We start from the raw sequence: 14,820 nt of genomic DNA on the forward strand, positions 1-14,820 counted from the left end.
CCTAGTCCCGCCTGAACAAGATGCGGCCGAGCCAGCCGGTGAAGACGGCCAGGACCGCGGCGAAGATGCCGTAGAGCAGGCTCTGCTCGTGCGCCATGCGGAACACCGTCTGCTCGAAACCAGCCTTCAAGATGGCCAGCTGGGCGGAGTTTTCCTTGATGAAGACGCCATTGCGGAACAGGAAGGCCCTCGCCTTGTGCGTGCCCACCGGCACGTTGGGCGCCAGCGTCAGAGTCGCGCGAAACAGGCTCTGGGTGAGGAACTGTACCCCGCCGATGCGCTCCGAATAGAGCCCGCTGGACTTCTTCAACCGGCGCAAGGCGGCCTCGAACTCGTCGATCGTGGCCGGATCGCCCTCCCTGTCGAGCGGCTCGACATAGATATTTTCCACACCGAGCGCGAGTTGCCGGTAATTGATCGGATCGGTGATGTCCTGCGGCACGCGCGTCGTCGCCACGGAATAGGAGACCGGAACGTTGACGAAGGTTTCCGAAACGGTATTCACCCAGACGCCGAGGATGCGGTCCTTGCGCCGGACGACCACCGGCCGCGCCGGCCCTTCGAGCACGACGATGACGTCGTAGCGGCCCTGCCGGTTGATGAGCGGGTCGGCGTTGTCGAGCGCGCCGAAGATCGTCAGATCGGCGCCTGAAAAATCCGAGGTGATCGAGATGCGGTCGGTCGAAAGTCCGATCTGGATGCTTTCGGGGTTGGCCGGCGCGTCGGGCGCACGGCTCGGCGCCGGACCCTGAGCCCGCGCGCCGGTCGCCATCGCGGCGAGCAGCGCCATCGCAATGGCGGCGAGCGACTTTCGCCAACCGCCGCTCATGTCCGCTCCAGCGGCCAGAGGGAGTAAAGGTTCGGAGGCTGGACGAAGAGGTCGTAGGCAAGTCGCAGCGCGACCGCCAGCACCAGCGTTGCGAGCAGCGCGCGCAATTGTTCGCCACGCAGCTTCTGCCCGGCCTTGGCGCCGTATTGCGCGCCGGCCACGCCGCCGACCATGAGCGCCAGTGCCAGGATGATGTCGACGGTCTGGTTGGTGGTGGCGTGCACCACGGTGGTGTACGCGGAGACGACCACGATCTGGAACAGCGATGTGCCGATGACGACGTTGGTCGGCACCTTCAGGAGATAGATCATGGCCGGCACCATGATGAAGCCGCCGCCCACGCCCATGATCGAGGCAAGGAAGCCGATGGCTGCCCCGAGAACCAGAACAGGAATGACGCTGACGAACAGCTTGGAAGCTCTGAACCGCATCTTCAGCGGCAGCTTGTGGACCCAGTTGTGCTGGCCGGGCTTCTTCAGCGTGTTGGTGACGCCGCGCCTGGCGCTGCGGATCGCGTTGACGCTTTCCACCAGCATCATGCCGCCGACGGTGCCCAAGAGCACCACGTAGAGCAGCGACACGAACAGGTCGAGCTGGCCAAGCTGCCGGAGCAGCGAGAAGACGTAGATGCCGACGGTGGAGCCGACGATGCCGCCGGCCAGCAGCACCGAGCCCAGCTTCATGTCGAGCGTGCCGCGCTTGAAATGCGCCAGCGCGCCGGAAAACGACGAAGCGACCACCTGGTTGGCGCCGGTCGCCACCGCGATCGCCGGGGGGATGTTGTAAAAGATGAGCAGCGGCGTGATCAGAAAGCCGCCCCCGACACCAAAAAGTCCCGACAGGAAACCGACGGTCGCGCCCATCGCCAGAAGCACGAACACGTTGACGGACATTTCAGCTATGGGGAGGTAGATGCCCACGCGAAGAACTCGACCGATCTGACTGATGCAAGAGCCCGAATTGCTCTTACATTACCGCAGGATGCTTAAGGTGTTCTTGCGCCGACATCTGGGCAGAGTCAAACGACCGAATGGCCGTTTGAGGCGGTTTTCGACGGGGAGGGAAAGGTCCGCGGGGTAGGGCGCTATTTCTTCTCCAGCAGCGCCCGCACCAGCCGTTCGTCGATCTCGCCAGTCGCGTCCATGCCGTTGTCGTTCTGGAATTGGGCAATGGCGGTCTTGGTCCGGTCACCCATGATGCCGTCGGCAGGACCCGCATCATAGCCGTTCTTGTTAAGGATCGCCTGGATGTTGCGGATCGCCTGTTTCATGTCGATGCCGGCGGTTGTCGCCTCGCTTTCACGCCACGTCTCCGGGATGTCGACCGTATTGGCTTCCTCGACGACCGGCTTCGGTTTCCAGAGGTCGGTCGCTGCACGCGCCTTGGCGAGTTGCTCGGGGCGCAGCGCCTTGGCGACCTCGTCACGCTTGGATGCCGCGTCCTTGTCGCCCGCTTTCGCCACGAGCGCGAACCATTTGTAGGATTCTTCCAGGCTCTGCGGAACGCCGAGCCCCTTGGCGCTCAGGATGCCGAGGTTGAACTGACTGTCCTTGACGCCGAGTTCGGCGGCCTTGACGAACCAGCGGGCGGCCGAATCATTGTCCCTGACGCCGTCGCCGCCCATGGCGAACAGCACCGCGAGATTGTGCATGGCGCTGGCGTTACCCTGGTCGGCGGCCATCTGGTACCAGGTCTTGGCCTTGCCGAGGTCGCGCTCCACGCCCACGCCCTTTTCGTAGAGATTGCCGATCCGGTATTGCGCCGGCGCAAGTCCCATTTCTGCAGCGCGCTCGTACCATGTGGCGGCCTTCGCAAGGTCGGCGGTGACGCCGCGTCCATCGGCGTAGCGGCTGCCGATTTCGAACATGGCGCGCGGATCGCCTGAATCGGCGGCCTCGCGCAGCGCGATCGGGCCGGCCTCGACCGGAGCGGGCTCATAGCTTGTCTCCATGGCTTCGACCATGGGCTCGTCGGTGCCCGGAACCGCTTCGATCGGATCGGCCAGGGTCATCTCGCCGTCGGTGTCGGTTGCGTCTTCGCCTTCATCGGCGATTTCGGTTGCCGGTTCCGGCGCCATGTCGGCCCGCGCCGGCGCCTCGCTCGCATTGTCGATCACGCGAACCGGGGCCGCCGGTTCATCCATTGTCTCGACGGTCAGCTCTTCCGGTTCGGAAGGTGCACTTGCGACCAGAGGAGGAAGACCGTCCGCCGAGGTGCCATCAGCCGCCGTCATTTCGCCGCCGCCGAAAAAGGCTTTGCCAAGCTGCAGTCCAGCGAGCGCCATCATGATCGCGGCTGCCGCCATCAGGATCGGCTTGCGCTTGGCTCGCAGGAATTCGCCAGCACCAAACTTGCGCGACGAACCACCCTTTTCGGAACCGCGCTTGAACGAATCGGCTTCGGCGGCGGCGGCTTGCGCGGCGCGCCGGGCGGCGGCGATAAAGTCGGCCTTGGCGGCTCCTGGATCGGCCTTCGAGGCACCTTGGGCGCGCTCGTCGCGAACGCGCTTCATGATGGCGTTGAGATTGGGAGCGCCGGACCCCGGGTCGAGAGGCTTGTCTTCGGCTGGTGGGTCGAGCGGCTCGTCGAGCGAGGCCTCGTTCGACATGACCGGCTCGCTGACCCGCTTCTTGTCGGAGGTGGCGTGTTCCGCGTCGGCCTTGCGACCGGTGAGGGCGCGCGCGAGCCCACCCAGCATCGACTTCTTGCCGGCGCTTGCCGGCTCTTCATCGCGCGGCGACGATTTCACCGCCGCCTCGGCCGCCTCCGCCGCCGCTTCGGCTGGCGAGCGGTTGTTTCGCGTCAGACCGCCGAGCAGCGACGCCTTGCCGGCCGGAACAGCCGGGGCAGGCTCTTCCTGTGCGGGTTCGAACGCTTCCGGTGCGATCGGCGGCGCGCTAGCCACCGAGATCTTGCTCTCCGACGTCCTGGCGGGACGGGTCTCTAGAGCGCCAAGCCGATCCACTACCTTCAGCAACGTGTCGTGGATCGCCTCGAACGTACGAGAATTGCGGTCGTCCGACTTGCGGAACAGACCTTCGAGTGTCTTCAGGTCGCCTGCCAGGGCCGCCGCGTCTTCATCCGGTATGCCGTCGGTGCCAAGCGTGCGCACAGCGTTTTCCGCGGCCTCACGTGCAGCCGAAATGATCGCGTCGCGCTGATCGGCGAGCGACTTCTCGATGTCGTCGAGCCGTGGCGCAAGGCTGTCGAGCCCTTCGCTTGCATTGGCCGGACGCGAGAGATGCGCGGTCAGGTCGGCGAGCTGGCTCTCCAGACTGCGGATCAGCTTCGGATCGATGTCGGAAACCTTGCCGCTTGAACTGTCGAGCCGGCTCGAGATTTCGGCCAGCCGACGTTCGAGATCTGCGGTGAGGCCAGGCGATTGCACTGGCCGGTTGTCGATTCGCTCCGACAGGTCGGCGAACTTTTCGTCCAGCGCGCGCAACAGTTCAGGGTCCGACCCCGCGCCGCCCGGCTGCTGAGTGGCAAAGCGCGCGTTGAGGTCTTCAAGCCGACGATCCAGTTCGCTGAACAGCGCCTTGCCTTCCGCGGCCGCGTGCAGCTGGCGCTCTTCGAGCAAGTTGGCCAGTTCGGAAAAGCGGCGTTCAAGGCTGTCGATGATAGCGCCGTCGCGGCGCCCGGATACTCCGGATTCGAGCTTGGCGGCGATGTCGGCGACGTGACCGGCAAGATCCTCGATCGCGCGTTCGGGCAGCGACACCCTGCGAGCCACGTCCTCGATCCGGTCGGAAAGCTGGTTCAGGCGCTCGAAAAGCTCATCCGGCAGCGAATCGCTTTCGCCGATCTGCTCGGTCAGTGCCGCTATACGTGCTTCGATCCGCTCGAGCGGCCCATGGTCGAGGGGGCCGGAAGACGCCGCGGCGATCGCGCGCGAGATTTCGTCGAGGCGGGCCTCGAGCGATTCGAGCTTCTTATCGTCGCCAGACGCGTGGCGGCCGCCAGCAAAGCTCTCGACTGCGCCCGCGAGCGTGCGCACCTTGTCCTCGAGGGAGCGCAGCGACAGCGATTCCGGCAGCGCGTTGACGGCGTCGTTGATCTTGTCGAGGCGCTCGGCCAGGGCCTCCACGGCCGGGTCGGCCTTGGCGCCTGAGGCCCGGTGTTGCAGGCTCTGCCAGCGCTCGTCCATCGAGCGCACGGTGTCCTCGCGCGCCAGTTCGGAAAGGGTTTCGCGCACCTGTTCCAGCTCCAGGCGCAGCATGCCGATCCCGCGGTCGTCGCTGTGGTTCGCCATGGTGTGGATCGAATCGGAAAGCCGCTCCAACTCAGCCATCAGTTCCTGGCCGCCGGCGGAACCGTGCCGCGTCGAAAGCGTGTCGATCTTGTGCCGCAGGGTTTCGAACTCCTGCCCGAGATCGCCGGAAATCTGGCGATGCAGCTCCTCGCGCAGCGCCTTCAGTTCGCCGGCGATGTCGGCATTGGCCTCGCGGCCGCGCCGGTCCTGTTCCCACGGATAGGGCCGGGGCTGGACGGCCGGCTCTCGGCGATAACCCCGCATCTCGGCATCGTCGCCATAGCTCCGCTCCATGCTGGTGCCCGACGCCAGCCGGCGTGCGCGGCGCGAGCGCATGTCCGCGCCCGATGAGCCATGATGGTCTTCCCGTTCGGTCCGCGGCGGCGCGAAACGGCTCTCCAGATCGTCGAGCGTCCGGTTGAGATCCTCGATGGCGGTCCGCGGCCGACGCTGGCGCCCGGTGTTAAGGGTCTCGAGATAGGAACGATTGCTGCTCATCAGGACGCCCGTTCGAGTTCGCTGTCCCGGAGGGTTTCTCCGGTCCCTGGAGTGTACGCATCGGGAGATGTCGCTCCGGCATCCGACCGGAATCCGTCTCTTCTCCTCGGTGCGCATCGCCGTGAAGAACGCTGAAACAGGATAGCCACGGGAAATCGACACACGCACAATTCTCCACGTGTGGTAAACAACGCGTTAACCAAACTTACCAAGTCGGCAACGAACACCCGATCGGACCGTGCAGCTTCGGGTGCGACGATTTGGCTCTGGTTTGAAACAGTTCGATGTCAAACTGTGAGTTGAATTTCCCCAACGTCAGAATTATGTGCACTGCACAAATGCGGAGATGCGTTGCGATTCGCGACGCCCGAACCCACAGCAGTGATGACTACCGCAGGGGCTGGATCGCCTCCGGCGTGCTTTGCGTGCGGAGCATCGCGCAAGATTTGGAACGACCCTCATGATGAAGACTGTTTCGGCCATCGAGGCGATGGCCAGTGCATCCGATGCCTTTTCCGAGACCATGGACGGCTATGAGCGCATCGGCGACCTTGCCCGCGAGCACGGCGTCTCGCTTCGCACCCTGCGTTTCTACGAGGACAAGGGGCTGCTCAACCCGCGCCGCGAAGGAACGACAAGGCTTTATTCCCGTCGGGAAAAAGCCCGGCTCAAGCTGATCCTGCTCGGCCGGAATGTCGGGTTCTCGCTGCGCGAGGTGAAGCAACTTCTTGATCTCTACGAACCCTCCGGCGGCAACGTTCGGCAGCTCAGGGTGGCGCTCGAAAAGTCCGAGAAGCAGTTGACCCGGCTGGAAAAACAGCGCGCCTCGATTGATGAGGCGATCGCGCAGCTCAAGGACGCGATGGGTGTGGTTCGCCAGCGCCTCGACGAACGCGCGGCCTCCTGACCGGACGCACTTCACTCGCATTTTGACGCAGCGCAAAAATTGACGTTTACGCAAACGTCAATTTTTGCTAGGGCATCCTCCTGAAGATTGCCGCCGCGCGCTGCCACGGTTTGAGCGCGGCGAGACCTTTGTTGGAGGAACCCCATGCCGACCTATCGCGCCCCTGTCGAAGACACCCTGTTCGTCCTCAAGGACGTGCTCGGCTACGAGCGCTATTCCAACCTGCCAGGCTTCTCCGATGCCACGCCGGACGTGCTTGAAGCGATTCTCGCCGAAGGTGCAAAGCTGGCCGAGAACGTCATGCATCCGCTGAACCGGGTCGGTGACGAAGAGGGTTGCGTTCGCCACGACGACGGGTCGGTATCGACGCCGAAGGGTTTCAAGGAAGCTTACGATCAGTACCGCGAAGGCGGCTGGATGGGTCTGGCTGCTCCTGTCGAATTTGGCGGTCAGGGCCTGCCCTATTCGGTCCATTCCGCGGTCGGCGAATACATGTCTTCGGCCAATATGGCGCTGATGATGTATCCCGGCCTCACGCAGGGCGCCATCGCTGCGATCCTCGTCCACGGCTCGGACGAGCAGAAGCAGACCTTCGTGCCCAAGATGGTCGAGGGCACCTGGACCGGCACCATGAACCTCACCGAACCGCATTGCGGTACGGATCTTGGTCTCTTGCGCAGCAAGGCCGTCCCCAACGGCGATGGCTCCTACAAGATCTCCGGCCAGAAGATTTTCATCTCCGCCGGCGAGCACGACATGTCGGAAAACATCATCCATCTGGTGCTGGCCCGCATCGAGGGCGCGCCGGAAGGGGTGAAGGGCATCTCGCTGTTCATCGTTCCCAAGTTCGACGCCGAGACCGGCGAACGCAATGCGGTCTCCTGCGGGTCGATCGAGGAGAAGATGGGCATCCACGGAAACTCCACCTGCGTTATGAACTATGACGAGGCCAAGGGCTTCCTGATCGGCGAGGAGAATGGTGGCCTGAAGGCCATGTTCGTGATGATGAACGAGGCCCGTCTCGGCGTCGGCATGCAGGGTCATTCCGTTGCCGAAGTGGCCTACCAGAACGCTGTCGCCTACGCCAAGGAGCGCCTGCAGGGCCGCGCGCTCACCGGTGCCAAGGAGAAGGACAAGAAGGCCGACCCGATCATCGTCCACCCCGACATCCGCCGTAAGCTGATGACGATGCGCGCCTTCAACGAAGCCGGCCGCGCGCTAATCCTGTGGACGGCGATCAAGTCCGACGTCGCCCACCGTTCGGGCGACGACAAGGAGCGCCAGGCGGCCGACGACCACATGGGCCTGATGACGCCGGTCATCAAGGGCGTGCTGACCGACAAGGGTTTCGACCACGCGGTCATGGCGCAGCAGGTCTTCGGCGGCCACGGCTACATCGAAGAGCACGGCATGAGCCAGTTCGTGCGCGACGCCCGCATCGCCATGATCTATGAGGGCGCCAACGGCATCCAGGCACTCGACCTGGTCGGGCGCAAGCTGCCCCAGAACGGCGGCCGCGCCATCCAGGCCTTCTTCAAGGAGGTCGGCGACTTCTGCGAGGAAAACCGCTCCGACGAGAAGATGGCGCCGTTCACCAAGGCACTCAAGAAGGGCCTCAACGACCTGCAGGCCGCCACCATGTGGCTGATGCAGAACGCCATGCAGAAGCCGGACAATGCCGGTGCTGCCTCGACCGACTACATGCATCTCTTCGGGCTGGTCTCGCTTGGCTACATGTGGGCCATGATGGCGAAGGTTGCCCAGGCCAAGCTTGCCGAGGGCGCCAACGGAGCGTCATCTTTCTGTGAGAACAAGCTCGTGACCGGTCGCTTCTTCATGGAGCGGGTCATGCCGGAGACGGCGGCGCATCTCGCCCGAATCTCGGCGGGCGCCGATTCCATGATGGCGCTGCAGGCGGACGCGTTCTGACGGCGATCGCCTCTGTTCACATTTGAACGAATTTGCTATTGGCGATAACGAAGGAGGAGCGTTCATGGCCACCGATCCCGCCACCGTTCTCGGATTGCCCAAGGCCTCCTGGGCCGGCGAGGACGTCGGCATGCTCTACGACATGGCGACAAAATTCCTCGAGGCTGAGATCGCACCGCGCTACGAGGAATTCGAGAAGGCCGAGATATTCGATCGCGAAAGCTGGCGCAAGGCTGGCGAGAACGGTCTCCTTTGCGCGTCGATGCCGGAAGAATATGGCGGTTCGGGCGGCACCTACGCCCATGAGAGTGCCATCATCGAGGCGCTGAGCCATGTCGGCGTCGACGGCTTCGGCATCGCGCTCCACAACTCGATCGTTGCGCCCTATATCGCCCATTACGGTTCGGAAGAGCAGAAGAGGAAATGGCTGCCGCGGATGGCCAGCGGCGAACTGATCGGCGCCATCGCGATGACCGAGCCGGGCGCCGGCTCGGACCTGCAGGGCGTCAAGACCCGCGCCGAGAAGGACGGCAACCACTACCGCATCAACGGCTCCAAGACCTTCATCACCAACGGCCAGTTGGCCAACCTGATCGTCGTCGTCACCAAGACCGACCCGGAGAAGGGCGCGAAGGGCACCTCGCTGATCGTGGTCGAGACCGACGAGGTCGAGGGCTTCGAGCGCGGCCGCAACCTCGACAAGATCGGCCTCAAGTCCAACGACACGTCGGAACTGTTCTTCAACGACGTGCGCGTGCCGACCGCCAACCTGCTCGGCCACGAGGAAGGGCAGGGCTTTATCCAGCTGATGCAGCAATTGCCGCAGGAACGCCTGCAGATCGGCGGCTCGGCAATTGCCATGATCGAGCGCGCGCTCGCGCTGACCATCGATTACGTCAAGGAGCGCAGCGCCTTCGGCCGCAAGGTCATTGACTTCCAGAACACGCAGTTCAAGCTGGCGGAACTGAAGACCGAGGCCACGATCGGCCGCGTCTTCTACAACAATTGCGTGGAGCGCCACGTCGATGGCGGCCTCGACCCGGTCACCGCCTCGATGGCCAAGTACTGGCTCTCCGATCTGCAGGGAAAGATCGTCGACGAATGCCTGCAGCTTCACGGCGGCTACGGCTACATGAACGAATACCCGATCGCGCGCATGTATCGCGACGCCCGCGTGCAGCGCATCTATGGCGGCACCAACGAGATCATGAAGCTTCTGATCGCGCGGAGCCTGTGACGATGAGCAAGCCGATTGTGCCGGGCTTTTCGACCGACCAGGCGCCTGCCACGGCGAAATGGCTCGGCATGGACGTGGTGTCCTGGGACCGCGAGGCCGGCAAGTTGCGCGTCTCCTTCGATCCGCCGCGCGACGTCATCAATTTCGGCGGCGTTGTCCAGGGCGGCTTCCTGGTCGCGATGATGGACGACGCGATGGGCTTCAACGCCTTCATCAGCCTCGGCATGAAGAATGCGCAGGCCTCTATCGACATCCACACCCACTTCTTTCGCCCTGTCGCTTATGGCCGCACCGAGGTCGAGGCGCGCATCGTTCGCGCCGGGCGCAGCGTGGCCTTCCTGGAGGCCGAACTCTTCGACAAGGACGGCGTAATGGCCGCGCGGGCGGTTTCGAGCAGCAAGCTGACACCGATCGGCGGCGGATCGGGTGATCGAAAGGCAGCAGGCGCATGACCGAATTTTCCCTCCGCTGCTTTGCCGAGTCAGGGAATGCCTACAAGGTCGCGCTGATGCTCGAACTGTGCGGCGCCGACTGGCAGCCGAAAGGTGTCCAGTTCTTCAAGGGCGAGACCCGCTCGGACGACTACCGCGCGATCAATGTGATGGGTGAGGCGCCGGTGCTGATCCATCATCGTGACGGCGGCGACTTCACGTTGTCGCAGTCGGGCGCGATCCTCATCTATCTCGCGCGGCATTTCGGCAAGTTCGGCCATGAGAGCGAGGCCGAGGAGTTCGAGATCCTGCGCTGGATCCTTTTCGATAATCACAAGCTCACCAGCTATACCGCAACCGAGCGCTTCATGCGCCATTTCCGCGGCAAGGCCGGCGATCCGACGGCCGAGTTCATCTATTCGCGCGCCAAGGATGCCTGGCAGGTTCTCGAAACCCATCTTCAGGGCCGCGACTGGGTGGCTGCCGGCCGACCTACCATCGCCGACCTCTCGCTTTGCGGTTATCTCTACTGGCCCGAGCAGATCGGCGCGGACTGGCAGGAGCTTCCGGCGATTGCCGCCTGGCTGGAGCGGCTGAAGGCAATTCCCGGCTGGCAGGCGCCCGAGGCGCTGATGCCGTCCGGCCAATAGCAGACACAAACCACGAAGCGTCCGGTTGCCACGGACCGGGCGCCGACAAAGGAGACACCCAATGGCTGATGCATATGTCTACGACGCCGTCAGAACGCCGCGCGGTCGCGGCAAGAAGGACGGCTCCCTGCACGAGGTGCCGGCGGTCAGGCTGGCGGCAAAGACGCTGGAGGCGGTTCGCGACCGCAATGGTCTCGACACCTCGAAGGTCGACGACATCATCTTCGGCTGCGTCGATCCGGTTGGCGAGGCCGGCTCGGTGATCCCGCGCGCCGCCGCCTTCGAGGCCGGCTACGCCACCGAGGCGCCCGGCATCCAGGTCTCGCGCTTCTGCGCCTCCGGCCTCGACGCCATCAACCTCGGTGCGGCCAAGATCGCGGGCGGCGGCGACGACATCGTCATTGCCGGCGGCGTGGAATCGATGTCCCGCGTCGGCATGGGTGCCTCCGGCGGCGCCTGGTTCATGGACCCGTCGGTCGGCCTGCCGGCCTATTTCATGCCGCAGGGTGTTTCCGCAGACCTCATCGCCACCAAATACGGCTTCTCACGCGACGACGTCGACGCCTATGCCGTGGAAAGCCAGAAGCGCGCGGACGCCGCCTGGAAGGACGGCCGCTTCAAGGATTCGGTCATCCCGATCAAGGACCAGAACGGCCTCAACATTCTCGACCATGACGAGCACATGCGCCCGACGACCGACATGCAGTCGCTGGCCTCGCTCAACCCGTCCTTCGTCATGCCGGGCGAGATGGGTGGCTTCAACGCCGTCGCGGTCCAGCGCTATCCCGAGATCGAGGGCGTCAACCACGTCCACCATGCCGGTAACTCGTCGGGTATCGTCGACGGCTCGGCGGCCGTGCTGCTCGGATCCAAGAAGGCGGGCAAGACGCTGGGCATGAAGCCGAGGGCCAGGATCAAGGCCTACACCAATGTCGGCTCCGAACCGGCGATCATGCTGACCGGCCCGGTCGACGTCACTGAGAAGCTCCTCAAGAAGGCCAAGATGACGCTCGACGACATCGACCTCTTCGAGCTCAACGAGGCTTTCGCCTCGGTCGTCCTGCGCTACATGCAGGCCTTCGACATCGACCACGACAAGATCAACGTCAATGGCGGTGCGATCGCCATGGGGCACCCTCTCGGCGCCACCGGCGCGATGATTTTCGGCACGGTGCTCGACGAACTCGAGCGACGTGACCTGAACACCGCGCTCGTGACGCTGTGCATTGGCGCCGGCATGGGCACCGCGACGATCATCGAGCGGGTATAGCGCCGTACTCCCTCCCCCCGGGGAGGGTGGCCAGCCGAAGGCTGGTCGGGTGGGGTAACCTCCACCGACTGAACCGATATGGAGGCCGAACACGGCCCTCAAGACCCCACCCGGCCCTTCGGGCCATCCTTCCCTCGAGGGGAGGAACCGCACCGCCGAGGAGAACGTCTCCAATGACCACCTACAAGAATTTCTCCGTCGAGACCGACGCCGACGGCATCGCGCTCGTCACCTGGGACATGCCCGACCGCTCGATGAACGTCTTCACCGAGGAGGTGATGGACGAACTCGACAAGATCACCGATCAGGTCACCGCCGACGACAAGGTCAAGGGCGTGGTCGTCACCTCCGGCAAGGACTCTTTCTCCGGCGGCGCCGACCTCACCATGCTGCAGCGCATGCTGAAGCTCTTCAATGAAGAGAACGCCAGGGACCACGACGCCGCGATCAAGATGCTGTTCGAGGGCGCCGGGCGCATGAGCTGGCTTTTCCGCAAGATCGAGACCTGCGGCAAGCCGTGGGTGTCGGCGATCAACGGCACCTGCATGGGCGGTGCGTTCGAGCTGTCGCTCGCCTGCCATGGCCGTGTCGCCGCCGACGGCGACAAGGTCAAGATGGGCCTGCCGGAAGTGAAAGTCGGACTGTTTCCGGGCGCCGGCGGCACCCAGCGCGTGCCGCGTCTGGCCGACCCGCAGTCGGCGCTGCAGATGCTCACCACCGGTTCGAGCCTGTCGCCCAAGAAGGCCAAGGGCATGAACCTGATCCATGAGATCGTCGAGCCCGCAAGGCTTGTCGATGCGGCAAAAGACATGATCAAGGGCGGACTGAAGCCGGTGCAGCCCTGGGACGAGAAGGGCTTCCGCCTGCCCGGCGGGCCGGTCTATTCGGCGGCAGGCGCCAATCTCTGGCCACCGGCAATCGCCATCCTGCGTCGCGAGACCCAGAACAACTATCCGGCCGCCGCCGCAATCCTGAAATGTGTCTATGAAGGCCTGCTGGTCCCGGTCGACACCGCGCTGCGGATCGAGCAGCGCTACTTCACCGAGATCCTGCAGACGACGGAAGCGGCGATGATGATCCGCTCGCTGTTCATCTCGCTGCAGGAGCTCAACAAGGGTGCACGCCGCCCCGACGGCGTCGAGCCGACGAAGTTCAAGAAGATCGGTGTGCTGGGCGCCGGCTTCATGGGGGCCGGCATCGCCTATGTGACGGCGAAGGCGGGCATTCCGGTCGTGCTTCTCGATCGCGACATGCCGTCGGCCGAAAAGGGCAGGGACCATTCCGCCGGCCTCATGGACGGGCTGATCAAGAAGGGCCGCGCGTCGGCGGAAGACAAGGAAAAGCTCCTGTCGCTGATCACGCCGACCGACGACTACGGCCAGCTGGACGGCTGCGACCTTGTCGTGGAAGCGGTGTTTGAGGATTCCGAGATCAAGAAGGGCGTCACCGAGAAGTCCGAGGCTGTGCTGAAGCCGTCGGCGACCTTCGCCTCCAACACCTCGACCATTCCGATCACCGGGCTGGCGAAGAACTCCAAGCGGCCGAAAAACTTCATCGGTATCCACTTCTTCTCGCCGGTCGACCGCATGATGCTGGTCGAGATCATCCTCGGCAAGAAGACCGGCGACAAGGCGCTCGCTGTCGCGATCGACTATGTCCGCGCCATCAAGAAGACGCCGATCGTCGTGAACGACACGCGCGGCTTCTACGTCAATCGCTGCGTGCTACGCTACATGTCGGAAGCCTATCAGATGCTGATCGAGGGCGTTCCGGCCCCGATGATCGAAAATGCCGCCAAGATGGCCGGCATGCCTGTCGGCCCGCTGGCGCTCACCGACGAGACCGCGATCGACCTTGCGCAGAAGATCATGAAGCAGACCATTCGTGATCTCGGCGAAAAGGCTGTCGACCAAGAACAGTTCGCGCTGATCAACACCATGGTCGACAAGCATGGCCGTCATGGCCGCAAAAACGGCAAGGGCTTCTACGACTATCCCGCCAAGCCGGCGAAGAAGCACCTATGGCCCGGTCTGAAGGAACTCTACCCGCAGAAGGCGCCTGAAGATGTCGACGTCGAGGTGCTAAAGCAGCGCTTCCTGGTCACGATCGCGCTGGAGGCGGCGCGCGTCATGGGCGAGGGCATCGTCACCGATCCGCGCGAGGCCGATGTCGGCTCGATCCTCGCCTTCGGCTTCGCGCCCTATACCGGCGGCGCGTTGTCCTACATCGACGGCATGGGCACGGCCGAGTTCGTCAAGCTCGCCAAGGCCTTGCAGAAGAAGTACGGCGCCCAGTTCAAGGCGCCAAAGCTTCTCCTCGACATGGCGGCCAAGGGCGAAAGCTTCTACGAGCGCTTCGACCCCTATGCCGGCAAGGTGAAGGAGGCGGCCTAGCCGGCGGCATGCGCACCGGGCGTTGCCAGTGCGGAAACGTCGTTTTCGCGTGTGCTGGGTCGCCGGTGGCGTTGTTTGTCTGCCACTGCAACGAATGCCGCAGGCAATCTGCCTCGGCATTCGGCATGTCTTATCTGGCGCCGCGGGACGATCTGCGCCTCCTCCAAGGCAGTCCGAAAAACTGGCAGCGGCAGGCGGACAGCGGCAACACTGTCAACTGCTTCTTCTGTCCCGTTTGCGGCACGCTGTTGTGGCACGAAAATTCCGGTTCGCCCGAGACGGTTACCGTCAAGGCGGGGTCGCTTGACGAGCCGGTGGATTTTGCGGATGCCATCCATATCTGGGTCAGCCGCAAACTGCCCGGGGTGGACGTCCCGCAGGGCGCCGCGCAATTCCTTGAGGAGCCGACATGACCTTCTTCCCC

11 protein-coding genes are annotated in these 14,820 nt (G+C 64.0%); 8 read left to right on the forward strand and 3 right to left on the reverse strand.

The window, feature by feature from the left end; all coding sequences use genetic code 11:
- Position 1: 1 nt before the first annotated feature.
- The 3 genes from FQ775_RS00205 to FQ775_RS00215 form a co-directional block, all read right to left on the reverse strand.
- A complete protein-coding gene (locus FQ775_RS00205; protein WP_146298917.1) occupies positions 2–829 on the reverse strand; it encodes a TIGR02186 family protein in 828 nt (275 codons plus the stop codon).
- A complete protein-coding gene (locus FQ775_RS00210; RefSeq protein ID WP_146298918.1) occupies positions 826–1,749 on the reverse strand; it encodes a sulfite exporter TauE/SafE family protein in 924 nt (307 codons plus the stop codon). The genes FQ775_RS00205 and FQ775_RS00210 overlap by 4 nt, the downstream gene beginning before the upstream one ends.
- Positions 1,750–1,913: 164 nt before the next feature.
- Positions 1,914–5,579, reverse strand: coding sequence for a peptidoglycan-binding protein (locus FQ775_RS00215; RefSeq protein ID WP_146298919.1), 3,666 nt, complete (start codon positions 5,577–5,579; stop codon positions 1,914–1,916).
- 463 nt (positions 5,580–6,042) lie between these two features.
- Here FQ775_RS00215 and FQ775_RS00220 point away from each other — a divergent pair, with 463 nt between their 5' ends.
- The 8 genes from FQ775_RS00220 (at position 6,043) to FQ775_RS00255 (ending at position 14,809) form a co-directional block, all read left to right on the forward strand.
- Positions 6,043–6,486, forward strand: coding sequence for a MerR family transcriptional regulator (locus tag FQ775_RS00220; protein WP_146301876.1), 444 nt, complete (start codon positions 6,043–6,045; stop codon positions 6,484–6,486).
- A gap of 144 nt (positions 6,487–6,630) precedes the next feature.
- Positions 6,631–8,415: an acyl-CoA dehydrogenase gene (locus tag FQ775_RS00225; protein ID WP_146298920.1), complete on the forward strand. Its 1,785-nt coding sequence runs from the start codon at positions 6,631–6,633 to the stop codon at positions 8,413–8,415.
- 64 nt (positions 8,416–8,479) lie between these two features.
- A complete protein-coding gene (locus FQ775_RS00230) occupies positions 8,480–9,652 on the forward strand; it encodes an acyl-CoA dehydrogenase family protein (RefSeq protein ID WP_146298921.1) in 1,173 nt (390 codons plus the stop codon).
- 2 nt (positions 9,653–9,654) lie between these two features.
- Positions 9,655–10,104, forward strand: a complete 450-nt coding sequence (locus FQ775_RS00235; RefSeq protein ID WP_146298922.1) for a PaaI family thioesterase — start codon at positions 9,655–9,657, stop codon at positions 10,102–10,104.
- A complete protein-coding gene (locus FQ775_RS00240; RefSeq protein ID WP_146298923.1) occupies positions 10,101–10,733 on the forward strand; it encodes a glutathione S-transferase family protein in 633 nt (210 codons plus the stop codon). The genes FQ775_RS00235 and FQ775_RS00240 overlap by 4 nt, the downstream gene beginning before the upstream one ends.
- 61 nt (positions 10,734–10,794) lie before the next feature.
- A complete protein-coding gene (locus tag FQ775_RS00245) occupies positions 10,795–12,003 on the forward strand; it encodes an acetyl-CoA C-acetyltransferase (RefSeq protein WP_146298924.1) in 1,209 nt (402 codons plus the stop codon).
- A gap of 173 nt (positions 12,004–12,176) precedes the next feature.
- Entirely contained in the window at positions 12,177–14,396 is a 2,220-nt protein-coding gene (locus tag FQ775_RS00250) for a 3-hydroxyacyl-CoA dehydrogenase NAD-binding domain-containing protein (RefSeq protein WP_146298925.1), read from the forward strand.
- 8 nt (positions 14,397–14,404) lie between these two features.
- Complete coding sequence (locus tag FQ775_RS00255; protein WP_146298926.1) at positions 14,405–14,809, forward strand: GFA family protein; 405 nt, start codon at positions 14,405–14,407, stop codon at positions 14,807–14,809.
- The last annotated feature ends 11 nt before the right edge of the window (positions 14,810–14,820 follow it).

Origin of the sequence: Nitratireductor mangrovi (genome assembly GCF_007922615.2) — a bacterium.
Taxonomy (GTDB): Bacteria; Pseudomonadota; Alphaproteobacteria; order Rhizobiales; family Rhizobiaceae; genus Mangrovimarina; species Mangrovimarina mangrovi.